Origin of the sequence: Pseudomonas sp. BNK-30 (assembly GCF_047456185.1) — a bacterium.
Taxonomy (GTDB): Bacteria; Pseudomonadota; Gammaproteobacteria; order Pseudomonadales; family Pseudomonadaceae; genus Aquipseudomonas; species Aquipseudomonas putida_E.
Map to the genome: position 1 here is coordinate 2506031 of NZ_CP179904.1, position 19857 is coordinate 2525887.

Consider the following 19857-nt stretch of genomic DNA (forward strand, 5'->3'; position numbering starts at 1 on the left):
GTTTGGCAAAGCGCACTCAGAAGAGCGAGAAGTTGTAGCTGACGATGACCCGTGTTTCGTCCATGTCACGCGCCCACTTTTCGTAGTTGCTGCGGTAGGTAGAATTGCGCAGGCGCACGCTGACATCTTTGAAGGTACCACTCTGTACCTGGTACTTGAGCTCGGTGTCGCGCTCCCACTCCTTGCCTTGGGCGTCACTGCCTGGGACCTTGATGTGGTCGCCATTGATATAGCGGGTGAAGAACGTCAGGCCCGGCACGCCCAGGGCCTTGAAGTCGTAGTCGTAACGCAACTGCCATGAGCGCTCCTGCGCGGCGGCGAAGTCGTTGACCTGCGCATAGTTGACCAGGTACGGGTTGCTGCCATCGAGGTACGGCATGGCGTTTTCGCCATACATGCGCTGCCAGCCTGCACTGACCTTGTGGCCGCCAAGGCTATAGCCGAGCATGCCACTGAAGGCGCGATGGTCGATTTGGCCTGCTCGGGCGTTACCGATGTCATCGCTCTTGATCAGGCGCAGGTCGGCCGACAGGCTGCCCAGCGCAAGCGGCTGGCTGGCGATCAGGCCGAGAAAGTGCTGACGGTAGATGTTTTCCAGCCTGGCCACTTGGTATTGAGCACTGAACCGGTCATTGAACCGGTAATCCAGCCCTGCCAGGTCGAAGTGGTCGGCTTGGGTATCGCAGGCATAGCGCTTGTTCTTGCAATGCACGCGAATGTCCTGGCGGTCGGTGGAGTCGCGCGCGGTGTACTTGTTCAGGCGGGCCAGTGTGAACTTCAGGTCGTGCACTTCTTCTGAAGTGAGCATGGCGCCGTGGAACAGGGTGGGCAACAGGCGACCGTCGTTGTATTTCAACAACGGTACATCCGGCATCATCGAGCCGTATTTGAGCACGGTATTGGACACCTTGGCCTTGGCAGCCAGGCCCATCTTCGCGTATTGGTCGGCAGCGCGCCTGGGGTCATGGCCGGAAGAAGGCAACAAACCGCTGTTACTGTCCGCCGGGCTGGAGTCCAGCTTGATACCGAACATGCCCACAGCATCCACACCAACGCCTACCGGGCCTTGGGTATAACCCGACTGCACATTGAGAATGAAGCCTTGTGCCCACTCTTCGCGCTTGGACGCACCTTGGCTGGAAGTGCTGTGGCCGTCACGAAAGTCCCGGTTGAAATAAACAGTGCGTGCTTCGACCTTGGCACGGCTGTCTTCAAGAAAACCGGCGGCCTGGGCGTGCGTGCCGGCACACATCAGCAACAGGCCGGCAACTCGGCGCCCGGGGGCGAGAGGAAAAGAGGCAAACATGCGAGGGAACATCCAGAGAAAGACAGAAACAATGCACGGCGAACGCACGCGGCGCAGACCAGACGCGGCCGAACAATGCTCGGCCATCATCAGAAATAATCGCGAAAAGGCTCTGGCGCGCACCATTGGACCATGGTCTAGATGCGCCGGGCCGACGGCCTGTACCCACCGGAATTATGCGCCCGGAAAACTTGTAAAGTTCCCGTCTTATTTGGAAAAGTTTGCGGTTTACCCAATTGTCACAAGTGTCTACACTCGTCATCAGCGAACAGTTTAACCCACCCGCGTGGCCGGCGTTATTTCTCTTCAATGTTCGTCACGCCCCGCCACAGATGACGTACAGGAGTGATTACAGTGTCCAGACTTGCAGAGTTTCGTGCTGCCGAAAAAGCGCTCCAGGAACAGATGGCTCAACTGGAGGCGCTGAAAAAGGATACCGGCCTAAAACGTGAAATCGAATTCGAGCAGAAACTAGTCGGCCTGATGAAAAGCTATGACAAAAGTCTGCGCGATATCATCGCCATCCTCGACCCCAAGGCCGTCACCCGGGGCGCAACCAATGCGCCAAAGCAACAACGCCGCCCACGCGTGGTGAAAGTGTATGAAAACCCGCACACCGGCGAGCTGATCGAGACCAAAGGTGGTAACCATCGCGGGCTGAAGGCGTGGAAAGAACAGTACGGGGCCGGCACGGTGGAAAGTTGGCTGCGCTGATGAAACGTCAACGCTTGCTTCACACTTTTTTCACAAGGGCTGGCTCAATATCGAGACAGCTAAAGGACTAGCGACCCCATCACGCGCCCGCACACGCGGGCCTCTAATTCCAGCGCCCTGCACTCGTGCAGGGCGCTTTCATTTGCGCAATCGGTTCACTGCCGTATCATGGCCCTCCTGTCTGTTCCGCTGGCCCCGGTGCCAGCCTCGTCTCTGGAGTACCCATGAGCCTGCACGATCTGCAAAACCTGCCTGGCGTCACCGCACAGCCCGACGCCGCCACTGCCCAATTCGTCTTCAACCACACCATGCTGCGGGTCAAGGACATCGAGAAGTCGCTGGACTTCTACACCCGTGTGCTGGGCTTTCGCCTGGTCGACAAGCGCGACTTCCCGGAAGCGGAATTCAGCCTGTACTTCCTGGCCCTGGTAGACCCGGCGCAGATTCCAGCCGACGACGCCGAGCGCCATCAGTGGATGAAATCGATCCCCGGCGTGCTTGAGCTGACCCACAACCACGGTACAGAGAACGACCCCGCGTTCGCCTATCACAACGGCAACACCGACCCACGTGGTTTCGGCCACATCTGCATTTCGGTGCCGGACGTGCGTGTTGCCTGCGCCCGCTTCGAAGAGCTGAACGTGCCGTTCCAGAAACGCCTGGCAGACGGGCGCATGAACCATCTGGCCTTCGTCAAGGACCCGGACGGTTACTGGGTCGAAGTGATTCAGCCCTCTGAGCTCAAGGGCTGATCCGAAAGTGTGAGCTTCGTCGGCTCGCGCTCGTCAGGCCGGGAACTCCCGGCCCCTCGCTGTGGTATATGGAAGTAACAGCTTCACTAGCCACAGCGAGGTAAGGACGATGCAATCTCTTCACTGTGAATACCGCGACCACACCATCACCGCCAGCGTGATGCCTCACCCCGACTCCCCTCTGCCCTATTCTGCGGGCTGCCTGATCACCGATCCGCAAGGCCATACCAGCAAGCGTTTATCCATGCCGATGAAGTTCTTCTCTGACCTTGAAAACGCTCAGCATGTGTCGCTGGCCCATGGCCGGGCCCTGGTGGACGAGCAGCTGGACAAGGGGCACAAGGCGTTCTGATTTTGCGCACAGACGGCCTTCTCGCCGGGTTGCCCGCGAGGAGGCCGCAGAAGAGGATCTAGACGTCCCGGGCGTACGCCACTGCAGCCTCGACCTGCTCTCGGGCAGGTCGCACGCCGGTATACAGCACGAACTGCTCCAGTGCCTGCAACGCGATCACCTCCAGGCCGGTAATCACCGGCTTGCCAAGCGCCTGCGCCCGCTGGATCAAGGGCGTCTGCGCCGGCATCGCCACCACATCGAAGACCCGCTGCGCCGCAGCAATGGCGTTCTCGCTGAACGCCAGCTCATGGGCCTCCTGCCCGCCCGCCATGCCGATCGGCGTCACGTTCACCAGCATCGGCGGGCACCGGTCACCCAGCTCAGCGACCCAGCGATAGCCACAAACGTCGGCCAACTGGCGCCCCGCCTGCTCGTTGCGGGCGACGATGATGCCCTCCTTGAACCCGGCATCGCGCAGCGCACTGGCCACCGCCTTGGCCATGCCACCACTACCGCGCAGGGCAAAGGCTGTAGACGGGTCGACACGATGCTGTTCGAGCAACTGCCGTACTGCCAGGTAGTCGGTGTTGTAGGCTTTCAGATGACCAGCCGTGTTGACCACGGTGTTGACCGACTCGATGGCTGCCGCTGACGGGTCAACCTCATCGACCAAGGCCATGCAGGCCTCCTTGTACGGCATGGAAACACCACAGCCGCGGATGCCCAGCGCGCGGATACCCGCCACAGCGGCCGGCAAGTCATCGGTGCTCATCGCCTTGTAGTAGTAATCCAGGCCCAACTGCCGGTACAGGTGGTTATGAAAGCGAACGCCAAAGTGACCTGGCCGGCCGGCCAGGGAAATGCACAGCACGGTGTCCCTGCTGGGAGTTGCCGTCATGACCTGCTCCTTGTTCGTAACTGAAACGTTTGTTCAGCGTAACAGACCCACCCGTTCATCGTCCCTTACACAACCTTTACCGTTTCCCTGCGCTCAGCTGACAGAGGCAAGAGCCATAGTAGTGAACAGTTGATAAAGCTGATGAGCACTATTGAGCGAGTCGATTTCAAACCGAGCCGGCCACTGCGTAAGGTAGCGGCATGTTTTACAGGAGGTCCACATGGCCACTATCCAGATCATGTCCGTCGTCGGCAGCGCCGTTCCCTCTACTCTGCGTGAGCAGGGCCTGCTGGCATGCTGGTACCTGGTGCGTAACGGTGAAGCGGTGAGCGGACCGTTGGCCACCCGTGCATCAGCCCAGGCCCTTGCCGATCGACTGAAGGACGATTGCCTGCTCGCTTGAAACGAATGTGTTGTGCGTTGCTCTTTGCCCTGTTCTGGCCCGCCTTTGGCGGGTCTTTTTTTGCCGGCGCGAAACCGACGAACGGAGGCAGAATAACCGTTACAGCATGAAGGTTTTTTCATTTCGACCGGGTGGCTCCACGAGCATTCGACAGCCGCTGAGCCATACTCCAGAATGCGAGCGGTTTTTGGGGGAAACCCTTGCACAGCCAACGACATACCAACTTTTAGTGAGCCTGAACGTGAAAACATCCCTGTCCATCCTCAGCCTGCTGCTGTTGCTCACAGGTACCGCGACCCTACCGTCGACCGCTGCTGCACAACCCCCAGCCCAGATTCAACGCGACCCTTCAAAGCTGCATCTGGCTTCCGGCAGCGCCCTGCTGATCGACCTCAATACCAACAAGGAACTGTATTCGAGCCACGCCGACCGCGTGGTGCCGATTGCCTCGGTGACCAAACTGATGACCGCGATGGTGGTGCTGGACGCCAAGCTGCCCATGGATGAGATGCTCACCATGACCATCGCCAACAACCCGGACATGAAAGGGGTGTACTCGCGCGTGCGCCTGGGCAGCCAACTCAACCGCCGCGAAACCCTGCTCATTACCCTGATGTCGTCGGAAAACCGCGCCGCCACCTCCCTGGCCAACCACTATCCAGGGGGCTATCCGGCTTTCATCAAGGCAATGAACGCCAAAGCCCGCAGCCTGGGCATGGCGCACACCCGCTATGTCGAGCCGACCGGCCTGTCGACGCAGAACGTCTCCAGCGCCCGCGACCTGGCCAAGCTGCTGATGGCGTCGCGCAAATACCCGATGCTCAGCGAGCTGTCGACCACCCGCGAAAAAACCGTGGCCTTCCGCAAACCCAACTACACACTGGGCTTTCGCAATACCGACCACCTGGTCAACAAGAGCAACTGGGACATCAAGCTGACCAAGACCGGCTTCACCAATGAGGCCGGGCATTGCCTGGTGCTGCTGACGCGCATGGACAACCGCCCGGTGGCCATGGTGATCCTCGATGCGTTCGGCAAGTACACCCACTTTGCCGATGCAAGCCGCATGCGCCAGTGGCTGGAGACCGGCACAGCCAAGCCGGCACCGGCAGTGGCGATGCAGTACAAGTCGGACCGGCAGAACAAGAGCCGCCTGGCCGCAGAGTAACGCCTCAAGGGGCTGGCCCGTTTGCGGCGTTATCCGCAGGCGGGCCGGCTCACATAGGCTCAGGCCTGAGTGCTGACGACCGTACCCGCAGTGCTGCCACCCGTCTCCTGCAACGCTTCGAGCAGTTGCGACGTGGCGGTCATGATCTGGCCATTGAGCGTGGTAATGCTCGCCTGCCTGGCACTCACGGCAGCGGTCTTGGCTGTCTCTTCCATTTTCTGCGCCATCAGGTTGGCCAACTGCTTCTGCTCTTCGGCCAACTGCTTTTGCAGCTGCTTGATCATCTCGCGCAATTGCTTGATGTGCGCAGGCTCCGAGCTCTCATCGCTTTGCTGCGCACCTTGCGCACCGCCGCCACCCTGAGCCTTGGGCGTTTCTGCCGACGCGGCCGACGCTCCACTTTTCTGTGCGTCTTCGCTTTTTACCGTTTCAGCACTGCCGGCGGCCTGCGCCGAAACGTTGTTGATGGTGATTGCCGCGATACCTGCCATGTTCCGGTCCCTGCCTTGAAATAGGTCCTTGCGTTGACCTGCCTATCGGCCACGCGGCGCACTTCTTTAGCCCGGCTGCACGAGCTGTGCGCAATGCCCCCAGTAAATTCCCCGGTACATGGCTCGTTCCAACCAATGTACTCACGCAGGCGCCGGAGCCCCGGCGGGCGCACACATTCGACCATTATGGGATCGCAGCCATGAGCCAGTCTTCAAACCCGGAAACCATCAAGGATCTGATCGGCGTGGGCTTTGGCCCTTCCAACCTGGCCTTGGCCATCGCCCTGGAGGAACTCGCCCACACCCAAGGCCGCGCCCTCGACGCGCTGTTCATCGACAAGCAGAAGCAATACCGCTGGCATGGTGAAACGCTGGCGACCCAGAGCGAACTGCAGATATCCTTCCTCAAGGATCTGGTCTCGCTGCGCAACCCCACCAGCCCCTACAGTTTCGTCAACTACTTGCACCAGAAGCAGCGCCTGGCCGATTTCATCAACCTGGGCACCTTCTACCCCTGCCGCCTGGAGTACAACGATTACCTGCGCTGGGCAGCCGAGCATTTCGCCACTCAAGCCGTCTATGGCGAGCAAGTGCTGCGCATCGAGCCGGAAGTGAAGGCTGGCCGTGTCGAGCATTTGCGCCTGGTCTCTCAAGATGCGCAAGGCCGTGAATACACCCGGCGTACCCGTTCGGTCGTGGTCGGCACGGGTGGTACGCCGAAAATCCCGGAAAAATTCGGCGCCTTCAAGGACGACCCGCGCGTCTTCCACCACTCCCAGTACCTGAGCAGCCTGCAAAAGTTGCCATGCGCCGAGGGCAAACCGATGCGCATCGCGGTAATCGGCTCTGGCCAGAGCGCCGCAGAAGCATTCATCGACCTCAATGACAGCTACCCGTCGGTCAAGGTCGACATGATACTGCGCGGTTCAGCGCTCAAGCCTGCGGACGACAGCCCGTTCGTCAACGAGATCTTCTCGCCGGACTACACCGACCTGGTCTACAACGAGCCGGCCGAGCAGCGCGCCAAGCTGCTGGGTGAATACCACAACACCAACTACTCAGTGGTCGACCTCGACCTGATCGAGCGCATCTACGGCATCCTCTACCGCCAGAAGGTTTCGCATCAGGTGCGCCACAACGTGCTGTGCCGTCGCCAGGTGGAAGCGGTTGTCGCCACCCGCGACGGCATCGAACTCACCCTGCGCGACCTGGCCACCGACCAGCATCAGACCCACCGTTACGATGCTGTCATCCTGGCCACCGGCTACGAGCGCCGCTCGCATCGCGACCTGCTGGCACCGCTGGCCGGTTACCTCAAGGATTTCAACGTCGACCGCAACTACCGGGTACTGTCCAGCCCGGACCTCGAAGCGTCGGTTTACTTGCAAGGTTTCTGCGAGGGCAGCCATGGCCTGAGCGACACCCTGCTGTCGGTACTGCCGTCCCGTGCCGCCGAAATCGGCCAGGCGCTGTACCAGGACCTCGCCCGCCGACACGGCAAAGCGCAACCGCCGGTCGCCCTCACCAGCGCCTGACCCTCTGCGGCCTTCAAGCCGACACGGCGCCCCGCGCCCTGTCGGCTTTTGCTTTTCTGAAACATTTGCTTGCATTTAAATAGGCAGGATTTCCATTCTCATTCGTCTTTATAGATGCAGCCCCTGTGGTTGGGCATATGCTCGACCCTCATTTTCAGAAGACCGACCGATGGCCAAATCAACCAAAAAATCCAAGTCCAAGCTGTGGTTCCTGGTCCATAGCTGGCTCGCCCTGCCGATCTGGTTCTTCGTGCTGATCGTCTGCTTCACCGGCATGCTTGCCGTGGTCAGCCAGGAAATCGTCTGGCTGGCCAACGCCGATGTGCGCGCCAACAAGCCCGACGACAGCGCCGAACGCCTGAGTTTCCAGCAAGTGCTCGACGCCCTGCACAAGGCCGAACCGGATATGGTGGTGCGCACACTGAGGCAGCCGGACGGTTCGCACTTTGCGCTCAACGCCGGGGTTACCCTGCCCGACGGCAGCAGCCCGACGCTGTACGTCAACCCCTACACCGGGGCCATCCAGGGCAAGGTCCCGGACTTCAACTTCGAGGCGTTCACCCGTGCCCTGCACGGCTGGTGGCTGGTGCCCTTCACCAACGGTTTCAGTTGGGGCTGGTACCTGGTCTCGCTGCTGGGCCTGCCGATGCTCGCTTCGCTGGTGACTGGCCTGGTGGTGTACAAGAAGTTCTGGAAAGGCTTCTTCAAGCCCATTCGCACCGGCCACGGCTCGCGCATTTTCTGGGGCGACCTGCATCGCCTGGCCGGGGTCTGGTCGATCTGGTTCATCGCGGTCATTGCCATCACCGGCACCTGGTTCCTGATCCAGGCGATCCTGTTCGATAACCACATCACGATCTCCAGCCAACCGATCACACCTGTGATCGCCCGGGAAGATGTACCGCAAACCGCCGATGGCAGCCCTGCCCCACGGATCGACCTGGACGAAGCGGCGCGCATCGCCGGCCTGGCCATTCCGGGCCTTGAAATCAACGCCATCTCGCTGCCCGCCACGGCCTACAGCCATATCACCCTGAACGGCCCGGGCTGGTACCCGCTGATGTTCCAGAGTGCCAACATCAACCCCTATACGCGCAACGTCGACAGCCAGTTCCTGATCAGCGACCGCTCCGCCCTGGAGTTCGTCACCGAATCCATGCGCCCACTGCACACCGGCGACTTTGGCGGCCTGCCGGTCAAACTGATCTGGTTCTTCTTCGGCCTGGTCCTGACGCTGATGGTGTTCAGCGGCCTGCTGATCTGGACCAAACGTACCGCCCAGGCGACTGCCGCCGCCCTCAAGCGCAGCGAGCGTGCGCCCCGCGCCACCGCCAGCGACACCCCCGTGGAGATCCGCCCATGAGCCAGGCCCAGGCCCTGCCCACCCGCCCACTCAAGCAGTGGTGGCTGAAGTGGCGCTTTCACTTGAACATTCTGCTGATTCTCATCCCGCTGGGCTTCATGCCCAAGTATTTCGCCGACGCCAAGCTGTTTCGCGGTGATGCCGGCTTGGGCGTGAACCAGATCAGCGATATTCAGGTCGGCCCTTACAGCCTGGACTTGGCCGAACTGCGCAGCGAAGCGCCCCGCGCCGACGGCCCGGCGGGCTACTTCAAGCCCTTCAACGCCGCGCTTTGCAAAGCCTGCATCAACGACGTCAAAGCCGTGTACCTGCGCATCGGCAAACCCCGCAGCCTGCGCGCCGCCGGCACCATCTTCTTCGGCGCGCCCTACCGCATGGGTACCAACCTGCCGATCCCTGCGCGCACCAAGCCCGACGCGCAGATCTGGATCACCCTCGAAGGCTGGGACGGCAGCATGCATCAGGCATCGGTCCCGCTGAGCAAGGCTTCGCCAGCCACCGTGGCCTGGCTCGAAAAACAAGGAGGCAAGAAATGAAGCACATGATGCGCAGGCTCGCCCTGCCCCTGCTGGTGCTGGCCGCAGGCCCGGCCCTGGCCCACAACCCGATGTGCGAGTGCGAAGAGCTCGATGGCGGCCAGGTCAAATGCACCGGTGGCTTCTCGGACGGCAGCGGCGCCCCGGGCGTGACCCTGGACGTGATCGGCTATGACGAACAGGTACTGGTCGGCGGCAAGCTGGGCGATGACTCGACGCTTACCTTCAAGCGCCCCGACGGCGAGTTCTACGTGCTGTTCGATGCCGGCCCCGGCCACGTGGTGGAAGTCGACTACGCCGACATCACGCAACCATGAGCGGCCCTACCCTGAGCCGTACCCAGGTGGTGCGCCCCGCCGGCGCCGGGCACGAAACCCTCTACGTGCTGCTGGTCAGCCTGCTGATCGTCATCGTCGCCGCCTGCGTGGTGCTGCTGCGCGGTGAACGCGAAGACGAGCAGGCCATCGCCAGCCACCAGATCGACGCCCGCCGCGACCTGACGCCCGCCGAACAAGGCATCTATACCGACCTTCGCGTCGCATTCGACGAGGTTCAGTTGCTGCGCGAAGAAACCGCCGCCGTACCCAGTGTGGCGTCGTTGGCCGAGGAAGGCTTGCCACCGTTCGTGGTAGACGCCGGCAGCCAGAGCCGTGGCAGCCACCAATGGCAGTGGCTGGAGGCTGGCGCCTATCTGGGTCGCAGCCAGGCCCCGCAGGTCGCCGGCAGCTTTTTGCTGATCGTGCCGCACGAGCACAGCGCCCAGCCTGACGTCTGGCTGCGCCGCGACAGCGCCGCGGTGATGCCGGACGACCTTGGCCAGGCAGCCCTGATCGCCGCTGGCTGGCAGCAAGTGGCTAGCCATTACGACGCCGGGGTCACCCGCGAACACCGTCACTGAACCCAAGGAATTCCCCATGTTGCGCTCCGCCCTCACCCTGCTCCTGGCCCTCGCGTTACCGGCCCTGGCCCTGGCCGACACCGGCAAGCCCTTGCGCATCGGCATTACCCTGCACCCGTACTACAGCTATGTGAGCAATATCGTCGGCGACAAGGCCGAAGTGGTACCGCTGATTCCCGCAGGCTTCAACCCGCACGCCTACGAGCCACGCGCCGAGGACATCAAGCGTATCGGCAGCCTGGACGTGGTGGTGCTCAACGGCGTCGGCCATGACGATTTCGCCGACCGCATGATCGCTGCCAGTGAAAAGCCCGACATCAAGACCATCGAAGCCAACCAGAACGTGCCGCTGCTGGCGGCCACCGGCATCGCCGCCCGCGGTGCCGGCAAAGTGGTCAACCCGCACACCTTCCTGTCGATCAGCACCACCATTGCCCAGGTCAACAACATCGCCCGTGAACTGGGCAAGCTCGACCCGGACAACGCCAGGTTCTACACCCAGAACGCCCGCGCCTATGCCAAGCGCCTGCGCGGCTTGCGCGCCGAGGCGCTGGCCAAGGTCACCGAGGCACCCGGCGCCAACTTCCGTGTGGCCACCATTCATGCAGCCTACGACTACCTGGTGCGCGATTTCGGCCTGGAGGTCACGGCAGTGGTGGAGCCGGCCCACGGCATCGAACCGAGCCCGGCACAGCTTAAGAAAACCATCGACCAGCTCAAGGCGCTGGACGTCAAGGTGATCTTCTCGGAGATGGACTTCCCGTCGGCCTATGTCGAGACCATCCAGCGTGAGTCCGGTGTGCGCCTGTATCCGCTGACGCACATTTCCTACGGCGAGTACACCAAGGACAAATACGAAGTAGAGATGAAGCGCAACCTCGACACCGTGGTCCGCGCCATTCAGGAGAACCGCGCATGACCGCGGCCGCCAACCTCATGGTGCGCGGCGGGCCCGGCATCGAATTCGCTGGCATAGACCTGACGCTTGGCCGCACGCGCATCCTGGAACAGGTCCAGTTCAGCGTCGCCGCCGGCAGCGTACATGCCATCGTCGGGCCCAACGGCGGCGGTAAAAGCTCGCTGATCAAGACCCTGCTCGGGCAGATGCCACACCAGGGCCAACTGACCCTGCACTGGCCGGGCGAGCAGCAGGTGATCGGTTACGTCCCCCAGGCGCTGGAGTTCGACCGTGGCCTGCCGATGACCGTGGACGACTTCATGGCCGCAATGTGCCAACGCCGCCCAGCCTTTCTCGGCCTTTCGCGCCGCGTGCAACCGGCCATCGACGCAGCGCTGGCGCAGGTCGGCATGCTCGACAAACGCAAGCGGCGCATGGGCGCTTTGTCGGGCGGCGAACGCCAGCGCGTGCTGCTGGCCCAGGGTTTGATCCCTGAGCCGCAGTTGCTGGTGCTCGACGAGCCCATGTCGGCGCTCGATGAAGCCGGCATCCGGGTGTTCGAGCACTTGCTGCAGGGCTGGCGCCAGGCCGGCACCACCGTGCTGTGGATCGAACACGACCTGCAAGCGGTGCTGCGCCTGGCCGACCGGGTCACCGGGCTGAGCCGCCAGGTACTGTTCGACGCCCCACCTGCCCAAGCCCTTACCCCGGAGCGCCTGCTGAGCCTGTTCTCCGTCCACCCGCGCAGCGAGGGCCGCACCTGATGAGCTACGAAGCATTCCGCCAACTGGTCCAGGAATGGGCCGGCGCTGGCTACCTGCCCGAGGCACTGGCCTACGGTTTCGTGATCAACGCACTGCTCGCCGGCCTGATGATCGGCCCGGTACTGGGCGGCCTGGGCACCCTGGTGGTGGTCAAGCGCTTTGCCTTCTTCTCCGAAGCGGTCGGGCATGCCGCCCTGACCGGGGTGGCCATCGGCATCCTGCTCGGCGAACCCTATACCGGGCCTTACGGCAGCCTGTTCGGCTACTGCCTGCTGTTCGGCATCCTGCTCAACTTCCTGCGCAACCGCACCGGGCTGTCGCCGGACACGCTGATCGGGGTGTTCCTTTCGGTGTCGCTGGCACTCGGGGCAAGCCTGCTGCTGATGCTGGCCGGCAAGATCAACGTGCACATCCTCGAGAACGTGCTGTTCGGCTCGGTACTGACGGTCAGCGCGCAGGACCTGGTGGTGCTGGGCATCGTCGCTGCCCTGGTGCTGGCGCTGGCCCTGCCGCTGTACAACCGCATCATCCTGGCCAGCTTCAACCCGCAACTGGCAGCCGTACGCGGGGTGGCAGTGAAGACCCTGGACTACCTGTTCGTGGTGCTGGTGACGCTGGTAACGGTGGCGTCGGTGAAGGTGATCGGGGCAATCCTGGTCGGTGCGTTGCTGGTGATTCCGGCCGCTGCCGCACGCCTGGTCAGCCAGTCGCTCAAAGGCTTTTTCTTCATCTCGGTTCTGATCGCCACCCTGAGCACGCTGCTGGGCATCCTGATGCCGATCGTCTTTGACCTGCCGGTACCGTCGGGTGCCGCGATCATCCTGGTTGCCGGCATTTGCTTCGCCCTCGCGGCTCTGGCCCGCGCCCTCGTCCCACGCCTGCAAGGAAACCCGGCATGAACCTGAAACAGCTCACCCTGGCGCTGGCCCTCACCGGCCTGCCCTCGTTCGCCCTCGCCACCGAGGTGCTGACCACCCTGCCGGTGACCCACAGCCTGGCTGCGGCCTTGCTCGACGGCACCGCCGTGCAGCTCAAGCGCGCCGCGCCGGCCAACCTGCCGGCCAGCCGCCAGCCTTCGTACTTCAGCAGCCGTGGCGGCGCGAGCCTTGCCAAAGCGGCGCAGCAGGCCGATGCGGTGATTGGCCTGCGCTCGATCTGGCGTGACGACCCGCTGTACCCCATGGCCCGGCGCAGCAATATCCGCATCGTCGAAATCGATGCAGCGCGGCCGGTGGACGGTGCCCTGCCGGGCATCGCGGTCAGTGGCGATGACGCCTACAACGCCTACCCCTGGCTGAACCCGACCAACCTTGGGCGCATGGCCGACGTGCTGGCCAACGACCTGGAACGCCTGGCGCCCGCCGACAAGGCGAAGATCCAGGGCAACCTGGCGGGGCTCAAGCGCCAGTTGCTGGAATTGACCGCCAGCAGCCAGACCAAGCTTGCCCAAATCGACAACCTCAGCGTGGTCAGCCTGTCCGAGCGCCTGGGCTACCTGGCCAGCGGCCTGAACCTGGATGTGGTGGAACAGGCACTGCCGGCCGAGGGCAAGTGGGACGACGCCGCGCTCAAGGCACTGGGCGAGAACCTCAAGAACCAGGATGTGGCGCTGGTGCTGGACCATCGGCAGCCGGATGCGGCAGTGGCCGAGGTGATCAAGGCCTCGGGGGCCACGTTGCTCGTGGTGGAAAGTGACCCGCAAGACGCCGTGGCCGGGCTCAAGGCCAGTGTCGATCAGGTGGTCGGGGCGCTGAGCAAAGGGTGATGCAGCCTGTACCTGCCCGATCGCCGGTTTGCCGGCGATCGGGCCAGGGCAGACAGCCCTAGCGTTTCATGCACCGCTGATACCGCTCATCCACCCTCCCCGCAAACCACGCCGTGGTCAGCTTGCGGGTGATTTTCGGGCTTTTCAGTTCGATCCCCGGCAACTTGGCGCGCGGCACCGGTTTGCCTGCGGCTGCGTCAGCCAGGGCGAACACCCCGCTGTACAGCTTGCTGTCCTCGAAGGCCAGGCTGTCACCCAGTTCCAGCTGGCTGCGGATCTGCGGGTTACGCAGCCCCAGCTTCACACCCAGCTTGCGCGCCGCCTGCTCGGTGCTGCCGGGCATGATCGCGCCGGGGGCGATCAGGTCACCATCCAGGGCCAAGGGCACGCCCGTCACCTTGCTCAGGGCCGCCTGAAACGCGGCATTACGGCTGGCGTACCAGCCCGCGTTGAAGTCGGCGAAGCGATAGAGCTGGCGCTCATAGTGCGCGGGGTAACCCAGCAAATGGCCGATACCGAAATACATGCCGCCACGACGGCTGAAGACCTCCTGGCGTATGGTGCCGTCGTAGGTGTAGGGGTAATCCTTGGCATGCTGCTCGGCAAACTCGACGCTAACCTGCATCGGCCCACCGGTGTGCACCGGGTTCAGCCCGCCCAGCAAGGTCCGGCCCAGCGGCAGGCCGGTAATGAATTCGTCGTACAGCGCACTCAGTTGCTTCTCACTGCGCACCGCAAGCAGCCGCTGCTGATACGTCTGGCCATTGCCAGAAGCCGTATTCAGTGCACCGTCCACCAGCAACCGCGGGATATGCAGGCTCGCCGCGCGGCGGTCGACCTCGGCACGGGCAATGCGCCCAAGGTTGGGGACCTGCGGGTCGGCATTGAAGGTCGATTCCTGCTCGGTCACCGCCAGCACCGCACACAGGTTGCTCTTGCTCGGGGCTATGCGCTGGGCTTCGAACGCCACCTGGATATCCCTGGCCCAGCCCTCGCGGTCCCTGGCCTGGGCTGGCAACAAGCGCACCAGTTGGGCACGCACCTTGGCAGGGTCGGCCTCAGGCTCTTCCTCACGACGCCCGGCGCAGCCCTGCAGCAGCGCCAGGGCCATCAACCCGGCAGCCAGCAGCCGGCCGTTCAGGGCTGCTCCCCGACCAGATAGGTCTTGCTGATGTGGCGAAATTGCGGGTGGCTGGCGTTGCCCATGAGCTCGAACAGCACCATTTCGCGGGTGACTACCTGCGCCCCGGCGTGCCGCATCCGCGCAAGCCCTGCAGCCTTGTTGGCCAAGGTACGGCTGTCGCAGGCATCCTCGACCAGGAACACCTGCTTGCCCAGGCCCAGCAGGCCGAGCACGGTCTGCAGCACGCAGACGTGGGTTTCCATGCCGCACACGATTACTTGCTCGCGCGCCAACAGGCTGGCTGGCAGGCACTGGGCCGCAACGCAGGAAAAATGGGTCTTTTCCACGATTTCAGCTGCAGGGGCGGCGGCGAGAAGCTCGGGCAGGGTGTGCCCCAGGCCTTTGGGATATTGCTCGCTGATGACGATCGGCAGTGCGAGATCGGCGCATGCTGCCAGCAGCCAGCGTGCCCGGGCGCGGGTGCCCTCGGCGTCGCTCATCGCGCCAATGAGCTTTTCCTGGATGTCGACGACCAGCAACGTGGCCTGGTTAGGATCGATCAGCATTGTCTGCCTCTTGCCTGGGAAAACGCCTAGCATCCCCAAGGCAAGCGGCAACGTCAATCAGGCGCAAAGCCGATGGGGCTCCAATGCTGCAGCCAGCGCCGTGAGCACACGGTCCTCCTGCTCATGGATGAAGAAGTGGCTGCCCGGAAACATCTGCAAGGTGAATGCACCCTGGGTTTCCTGGCCCCAGGCCCGCAGTTGCTCTTCACTGGCGCGGTCGTCTTGCCCGCCCAGCACATGCAGCGGGCACGCCAAGGCAGGCCTTGGTCGGTAGCTGTAACGGCCACAGAGCAGGAAATCCGCCCGCAGGATCGGCAACGTCAGGCTCATCAGCTCGGCATTGGCCAGCACCTCCTCCGGCGTGCCATTGAGTTCCCGCAGTTCATTGCGCAGCTCGTCATCGGTCTTGGGCTCACGCCAGTTCTTGCCGTCATAGTCCTCACGCCGGGTGGGCGCCGCAGTACCGCAAGCGAACAGCGCCACCGGTAGCGGGCACCCCAGCGCCTGCAGCTCGTGGGCCAGCTCGAAGGCCAGCAGCGCCCCCAGGCTATGGCCAAGCAGCGCATACGGCGCAGCAGCGGCCTGGCGCTGTTCGGCTGCCAGTTGCCGGGCCAAGGCCTGCATGTCGGTGTGCAGCGGCTCGCCCATGCGCGCACCGCGCCCGGGCAACTCGACCGGGCGTACCTGCAGCCAGGCTGGCAGCTTGCGCCGCCAACGGCTGTAGACCATGGCGCTGGCCCCGGAATAAGGCAGGCACAGCAGGTTGAGCGCGGTCACTGTGCGGCAGCGTCCGCCATCTTCTGGCGCAGGCTCAGCGGGCGCATATCGGTCCAGACTTCGTCGATGTAGGCCAGGCAGTCCTTTTTCAGCCCGCTCTTGCCCACAGCGCGCCAGCCGTTGGGGATCGCCTTGTAGTCGGGCCAGATGGAATATTGCTCTTCGTGGTTGACCACTACCTGGAACTGGATATCGTCGCGGTCGAAAACGGAAGTCATTGCCTGTCTCCTTGAGTGATGGATGCCGGTACGCGCTTGGCGTAGGGCGGCTCTCTGGTAGACGTAGGAAACATCCGAAAAATTAGCGTTTGGGCATGACAACTTCTGGGCCTCAAGCATCCCTAAGCAAGTCATGGGTATCCAGCAAGCGATAAGCCACCTGCGGATTGCGCTCCAACCCGCGCCGTATAGCCGCCGGAATCGACTGGCGGGTCTTGCGGCATAACCCAGGCTGGTCATCGAGTTCGATGACTATCCCGCGCATGGTACGCACCTCGTTGTAACCGGGCGCGATATGCAGCCGAATGCCCAGGTTCTCGTACAGCCTGGCCTGCAAGCGCTGCAGGTCTTCAAGGTCCTTGAGGTTTTCCAGCCGCTCGATCAGGCGCTTCTCCTCCTGGCGGGTGAGCAGGAGGATGCGCTGGGCCGCAGGCGGCTGCGCGGCCAGGTGCTCGCGGCCGCAGTCACAGGCGCCAGGTGGGCAAGGTTGGCGTAAGGCAAGTGCTGTGCTCATGGGCCAAGCATAGCGCGTCGCGGCGAAAGAGCGTGCGCCAACCGCTTGCGCAAAATTGAGCGCCGCCCCCAAAACCGCGCCTGCTCAATGCCCCGCTGAAGCCGGCCCCGCCTTGGCAGCAAACGGCGGCTTGGCCAACCACACCAATAGAATCAACCCGGCAAACACCCAGCCCATCAAGGTGAAGTAATCCACCGTCGACATCATGTAGGCCTGCCCGTTGAGTATCTGCTCCAGCTGCGCATAGCTTTGCGGGTTTGCCCCGCCCAGTTGCTCCAGCGTGTGCCGCGTCGCCGGGTCGAACTGGCTGATGTTCTCGCTCAGGTAGGCATGATGCTGGTCCGCCCGGCGGATCCAGATCCACGTGGTCAACGACGCCGCAAAACTGCCGCCCAACGTGCGCAGGAACGTCGCCAGGCCAGACCCGTCGGCGATCTGATGCGGCGGCAGGTCCGACAGCAGAATGCTCAAGGTCGGCATGAAGAACAGCGCCACACCAATCCCCATGAACAGCTGCACCAGGGCAATGTGCTGGAAGTCCACCTCGTTGGTGAAGCCCGCGCGCATGAAGCAGCTGGCACCGATGGCCAGGAACGCCAACCCCGCCAGCACCCGCAAGTCGAAACGCTGCGCGTACTTGCCCACGAACGGCGACATGATCACCGGCAGCAGGCCGATCGGTGCCACTGCCAGGCCTGCCCAGGTGGCGGTGTAGCCCATCTGCGTCTGCAGCCACTGGGGCAGGATCAGGTTGATGCCGAAAAAGCCTGCATAGCCCCCCACCAGCACAATGGTACCGATGCGGAAATTACGGTGCGCGAACAGCCGCAGGTTGACCACCGGGTGGCGGTCCGTCAGCTCCCAGATGATGAATATCGCCAGGAACACGACCGAAATCAGGCTGCCGATGATGATGAACGACGACTCGAACCAGTCCAGGTCATTGCCCTTGTCGAGCACCACCTGCAATGCGCCCACACCGACAATCAAGGTCAGCAGGCCGATGTAGTCCATGGGCTGGCGGCTGGTCACCACCGGCCGTGCTCGCATCTGCTGACGCACCACTGCGGCCGCGAACAAGCCGATCGGCACGTTGATGAAGAAGATCCACGGCCAGCTGTAGCTGTCGGTTATCCACCCGCCCAGGATCGGCCCGGCAATCGGCGCCACCACCGTGACCATCGCCAGCAACGCCAGTGCCATCCCCCGTTTGGCTGGCGGATAGACGGCAATCAGCAAGGTCTGGGTCATCGGGTAAAGCGGCCCGGCCACCACCCCCTGCAGCACACGAAAGCCCACCAGCTCCGGCATCGACTGCGAGATACCGCAGAGGAAAGACGCCAGTACGAACAGCAGCGTGGCCCAGATGAACAGCTTGACCTCACCGAAGCGCCGGCTGAGCCAACCGGTCAGCGGCAATGCGATGGCATTGCTCACCGCAAACGAGGTGATCACCCAGGTGCCCTGCTCGGAACTCACCCCCAGGTTGCCGGAAATGGTCGGCAAGGCCACGTTGGCGATGGTGGTGTCGAGCACCTGCATGAACGTCGCCAGCGACAGGCCTATGGTGGTCAGCAGCAGGCTCGGCGGGGTGAACTGCGCCGCAGCGTTGTTGCTCATCGTTGCGCCGTCTTGCCAGGGGCGCTGTTGTCGTGGATCAGCCGAGCGATCAGATGGTCAGCTTCGTCCAACTGACGGTCGTACACCTGGGTGGTGTAGCTGGCCTGCTGCGGCGGCTGTTGGGCCAGGGCCGGGCCGCTCTGATCGTGCAAGTCGACCTCGACCACGGTGGACAGGCCGATGCGCAGCGGGTGGGCCTTGAGCTGGTCCGGGCTGAGGTGAATGCGCACCGGTACACGCTGGACGATCTTGATCCAGTTGCCGGTGGCGTTCTGTGCCGGCAGCAAGGCGAACGCGCTGCCGGTGCCGGCGCCCAGGCTGTCGACGGTGCCGCTGTATTTCACGTCGCTGCCGTACAGGTCGGCGCTGATTTCCACGGGTTGGCCGATACGCATGTCGCGCAGCTGGGTTTCCTTGAAGTTGGCGTCGATCCACACCTCGTCCAGCGGGATGACTGCCATGGTCGCGGTGCCCGGCTGCAAACGCTGGCCGAGCTGCACGGTACGTTTGGCGACGTAACCGGTGACTGGCGCCACCAGCGTGGTGCGTGCGTGGTCCAGGTAAGCCTGGCGCAGGTCGGCGGCGGCGGCCATGACCTCGGGGTGCGAAGACACCACCGTGTCGTCCACCAGCGCCGTGCTGGTATTGAGCTGCTGGCGCGCGCTGTTGACGGCGGCCTGGGCCACGGTCAGGTCATCGCGGGCATGGGAGATTTCTTCAGCAGCGATCGCACCGCTGTCAGCCAGCACCTTGCGCCGGTTGTAGTTCTGCCGGGCCTTCTGCAGCTCGGCCTGGCGTGTCTGCAACTGGGCCTTGAGGGAATCGACGTTGCTGTACAGGCCACGCACCTGGCGCACCGTACGGGCCAAATTGGCTTGCGCGGCCTGCAGGGCCACCTCGCTGTCGGCCGGGTCGAACTGCAACAGCACCTGGCCAGCATGCACCAGGTCGCCGTCATCGGCGCCGATGCTGGTGACGGTGCCGGTGACCAGCGGGGTGATCTCCACCACATTGCCGTTGACGTAGGCGTCGTCGGTGCTTTCGTGCCAGCGCCCGATCAGGCTGTACCAGGCCCAGGCGCCAGCGCCGGCAAGCAGCACCACCAGCAACAGGCCAAGCAGCCAGACTTTGCGCTTGCGCGACGGTTCGGGTGCGGCGGAGGGAGTTGAGGTGTCTGCGTTATTGGCCATGACAATACCTTGGAATATGAAACA

The 19857-nt window shown here is 63.2% G+C and carries 24 protein-coding genes; 14 read left to right on the forward strand and 10 right to left on the reverse strand.

Annotated features, from left to right (window positions below; genetic code table 11):
* Positions 1-16 precede the first annotated feature (16 nt).
* Positions 17-1306: an OprD family porin gene (locus ACMGGN_RS11685; RefSeq protein WP_414156791.1), complete on the reverse strand. Its 1290-nt coding sequence runs from the start codon at positions 1304-1306 to the stop codon at positions 17-19.
* Positions 1307-1660: 354 nt separating this feature from the next.
* Here ACMGGN_RS11685 and ACMGGN_RS11690 point away from each other — a divergent pair, with 354 nt between their 5' ends.
* The 3 genes from ACMGGN_RS11690 (at position 1661) to ACMGGN_RS11700 (ending at position 3124) form a co-directional block, all read left to right on the forward strand.
* On the forward strand, positions 1661-2020 hold the full coding sequence (locus ACMGGN_RS11690) for a histone-like nucleoid-structuring protein, MvaT/MvaU family (RefSeq protein ID WP_046785606.1): 360 nt from the start codon (positions 1661-1663) through the stop codon (positions 2018-2020).
* A gap of 224 nt (positions 2021-2244) precedes the next feature.
* Positions 2245-2772, forward strand: coding sequence for a lactoylglutathione lyase (gene gloA, locus ACMGGN_RS11695; RefSeq protein WP_046785607.1), 528 nt, complete (start codon positions 2245-2247; stop codon positions 2770-2772).
* 109 nt (positions 2773-2881) lie between these two features.
* Positions 2882-3124 carry a hypothetical protein gene (locus tag ACMGGN_RS11700; RefSeq protein ID WP_039601125.1) on the forward strand — a complete coding sequence of 81 codons (243 nt, stop codon included), beginning with the start codon at positions 2882-2884 and terminating at the stop codon, positions 3122-3124.
* A gap of 58 nt (positions 3125-3182) precedes the next feature.
* Here ACMGGN_RS11700 and ACMGGN_RS11705 read toward each other — a convergent pair whose 3' ends face one another.
* Complete coding sequence (locus ACMGGN_RS11705) at positions 3183-4004, reverse strand: shikimate 5-dehydrogenase (protein ID WP_046785608.1); 822 nt, start codon at positions 4002-4004, stop codon at positions 3183-3185.
* A gap of 220 nt (positions 4005-4224) precedes the next feature.
* Here ACMGGN_RS11705 and ACMGGN_RS11710 point away from each other — a divergent pair, with 220 nt between their 5' ends.
* Both ACMGGN_RS11710 and pbpG read left to right on the forward strand, forming a co-directional pair.
* The gene (locus tag ACMGGN_RS11710) at positions 4225-4407 is read left to right on the forward strand and encodes a hypothetical protein (protein WP_012313987.1); all 183 of its coding nucleotides are present in this window, start codon (positions 4225-4227) and stop codon (positions 4405-4407) included.
* A 241-nt stretch (positions 4408-4648) separates the two neighbouring features.
* Positions 4649-5575 (forward strand): D-alanyl-D-alanine endopeptidase, encoded by a 927-nt coding sequence (gene pbpG, locus ACMGGN_RS11715; RefSeq protein ID WP_042111355.1) that lies wholly within the window; start codon positions 4649-4651, stop codon positions 5573-5575.
* 59 nt (positions 5576-5634) lie between these two features.
* On the opposite strand, the gene ACMGGN_RS11720 is transcribed toward pbpG, so the two are convergent.
* Complete coding sequence (locus ACMGGN_RS11720) at positions 5635-6066, reverse strand: hypothetical protein (protein ID WP_046785610.1); 432 nt, start codon at positions 6064-6066, stop codon at positions 5635-5637.
* Positions 6067-6266: 200 nt separating this feature from the next.
* Here ACMGGN_RS11720 and ACMGGN_RS11725 point away from each other — a divergent pair, with 200 nt between their 5' ends.
* From ACMGGN_RS11725 to ACMGGN_RS11765, 9 genes are all read left to right on the forward strand, one after another.
* Positions 6267-7601: a lysine N(6)-hydroxylase/L-ornithine N(5)-oxygenase family protein gene (locus ACMGGN_RS11725; RefSeq protein WP_414156792.1), complete on the forward strand. Its 1335-nt coding sequence runs from the start codon at positions 6267-6269 to the stop codon at positions 7599-7601.
* A 169-nt stretch (positions 7602-7770) separates the two neighbouring features.
* Positions 7771-8964: a PepSY-associated TM helix domain-containing protein gene (locus ACMGGN_RS11730; RefSeq protein WP_119688747.1), complete on the forward strand. Its 1194-nt coding sequence runs from the start codon at positions 7771-7773 to the stop codon at positions 8962-8964.
* The gene (locus ACMGGN_RS11735; RefSeq protein ID WP_046785613.1) at positions 8961-9500 is read left to right on the forward strand and encodes a hypothetical protein; all 540 of its coding nucleotides are present in this window, start codon (positions 8961-8963) and stop codon (positions 9498-9500) included. Before ACMGGN_RS11730 ends, ACMGGN_RS11735 begins: the two co-directional genes overlap by 4 nt.
* Positions 9497-9817, forward strand: coding sequence for a hypothetical protein (locus ACMGGN_RS11740; protein WP_039601114.1), 321 nt, complete (start codon positions 9497-9499; stop codon positions 9815-9817). The genes ACMGGN_RS11735 and ACMGGN_RS11740 overlap by 4 nt, the downstream gene beginning before the upstream one ends.
* A gap of 11 nt (positions 9818-9828) precedes the next feature.
* A complete protein-coding gene (locus ACMGGN_RS11745) occupies positions 9829-10398 on the forward strand; it encodes a DUF6162 family protein (RefSeq protein WP_115275567.1) in 570 nt (189 codons plus the stop codon).
* Between the two features lie 16 nt (positions 10399-10414).
* Positions 10415-11317, forward strand: a complete 903-nt coding sequence (locus tag ACMGGN_RS11750) for a metal ABC transporter substrate-binding protein (protein WP_012313979.1) — start codon at positions 10415-10417, stop codon at positions 11315-11317.
* Positions 11314-12060 carry a metal ABC transporter ATP-binding protein gene (locus ACMGGN_RS11755; protein WP_046785615.1) on the forward strand — a complete coding sequence of 249 codons (747 nt, stop codon included), beginning with the start codon at positions 11314-11316 and terminating at the stop codon, positions 12058-12060. The genes ACMGGN_RS11750 and ACMGGN_RS11755 overlap by 4 nt, the downstream gene beginning before the upstream one ends.
* Positions 12060-12959, forward strand: a complete 900-nt coding sequence (locus tag ACMGGN_RS11760; RefSeq protein WP_046785616.1) for a metal ABC transporter permease — start codon at positions 12060-12062, stop codon at positions 12957-12959. The genes ACMGGN_RS11755 and ACMGGN_RS11760 overlap by 1 nt, the downstream gene beginning before the upstream one ends.
* Positions 12956-13825 (forward strand): metal ABC transporter substrate-binding protein, encoded by an 870-nt coding sequence (locus ACMGGN_RS11765; RefSeq protein WP_174141401.1) that lies wholly within the window; start codon positions 12956-12958, stop codon positions 13823-13825. The genes ACMGGN_RS11760 and ACMGGN_RS11765 overlap by 4 nt, the downstream gene beginning before the upstream one ends.
* A 58-nt stretch (positions 13826-13883) precedes the next feature.
* Here ACMGGN_RS11765 and ACMGGN_RS11770 read toward each other — a convergent pair whose 3' ends face one another.
* The 7 genes from ACMGGN_RS11770 to ACMGGN_RS11800 form a co-directional block, all read right to left on the reverse strand.
* Entirely contained in the window at positions 13884-14936 is a 1053-nt protein-coding gene (locus ACMGGN_RS11770; protein ID WP_115275181.1) for a DUF1615 domain-containing protein, read from the reverse strand.
* 26 nt (positions 14937-14962) lie between these two features.
* Entirely contained in the window at positions 14963-15514 is a 552-nt protein-coding gene (locus ACMGGN_RS11775; RefSeq protein WP_414156793.1) for an isochorismatase family protein, read from the reverse strand.
* Positions 15515-15571: 57 nt separating this feature from the next.
* Entirely contained in the window at positions 15572-16291 is a 720-nt protein-coding gene (locus ACMGGN_RS11780) for a thioesterase II family protein (protein WP_125922856.1), read from the reverse strand.
* The gene (locus tag ACMGGN_RS11785; RefSeq protein ID WP_012313972.1) at positions 16288-16509 is read right to left on the reverse strand and encodes an MbtH family protein; all 222 of its coding nucleotides are present in this window, start codon (positions 16507-16509) and stop codon (positions 16288-16290) included. The genes ACMGGN_RS11780 and ACMGGN_RS11785 overlap by 4 nt, the downstream gene beginning before the upstream one ends.
* 112 nt (positions 16510-16621) lie before the next feature.
* Positions 16622-17023 carry a hypothetical protein gene (locus ACMGGN_RS11790; protein ID WP_046785622.1) on the reverse strand — a complete coding sequence of 134 codons (402 nt, stop codon included), beginning with the start codon at positions 17021-17023 and terminating at the stop codon, positions 16622-16624.
* 84 nt (positions 17024-17107) lie between these two features.
* Positions 17108-18643 (reverse strand): DHA2 family efflux MFS transporter permease subunit, encoded by a 1536-nt coding sequence (locus ACMGGN_RS11795; RefSeq protein WP_046785623.1) that lies wholly within the window; start codon positions 18641-18643, stop codon positions 17108-17110.
* Positions 18640-19833 (reverse strand): HlyD family efflux transporter periplasmic adaptor subunit, encoded by a 1194-nt coding sequence (locus ACMGGN_RS11800; RefSeq protein ID WP_046785624.1) that lies wholly within the window; start codon positions 19831-19833, stop codon positions 18640-18642. Before ACMGGN_RS11800 ends, ACMGGN_RS11795 begins: the two co-directional genes overlap by 4 nt.
* Between the last annotated feature and the right edge of the window lie 24 nt (positions 19834-19857).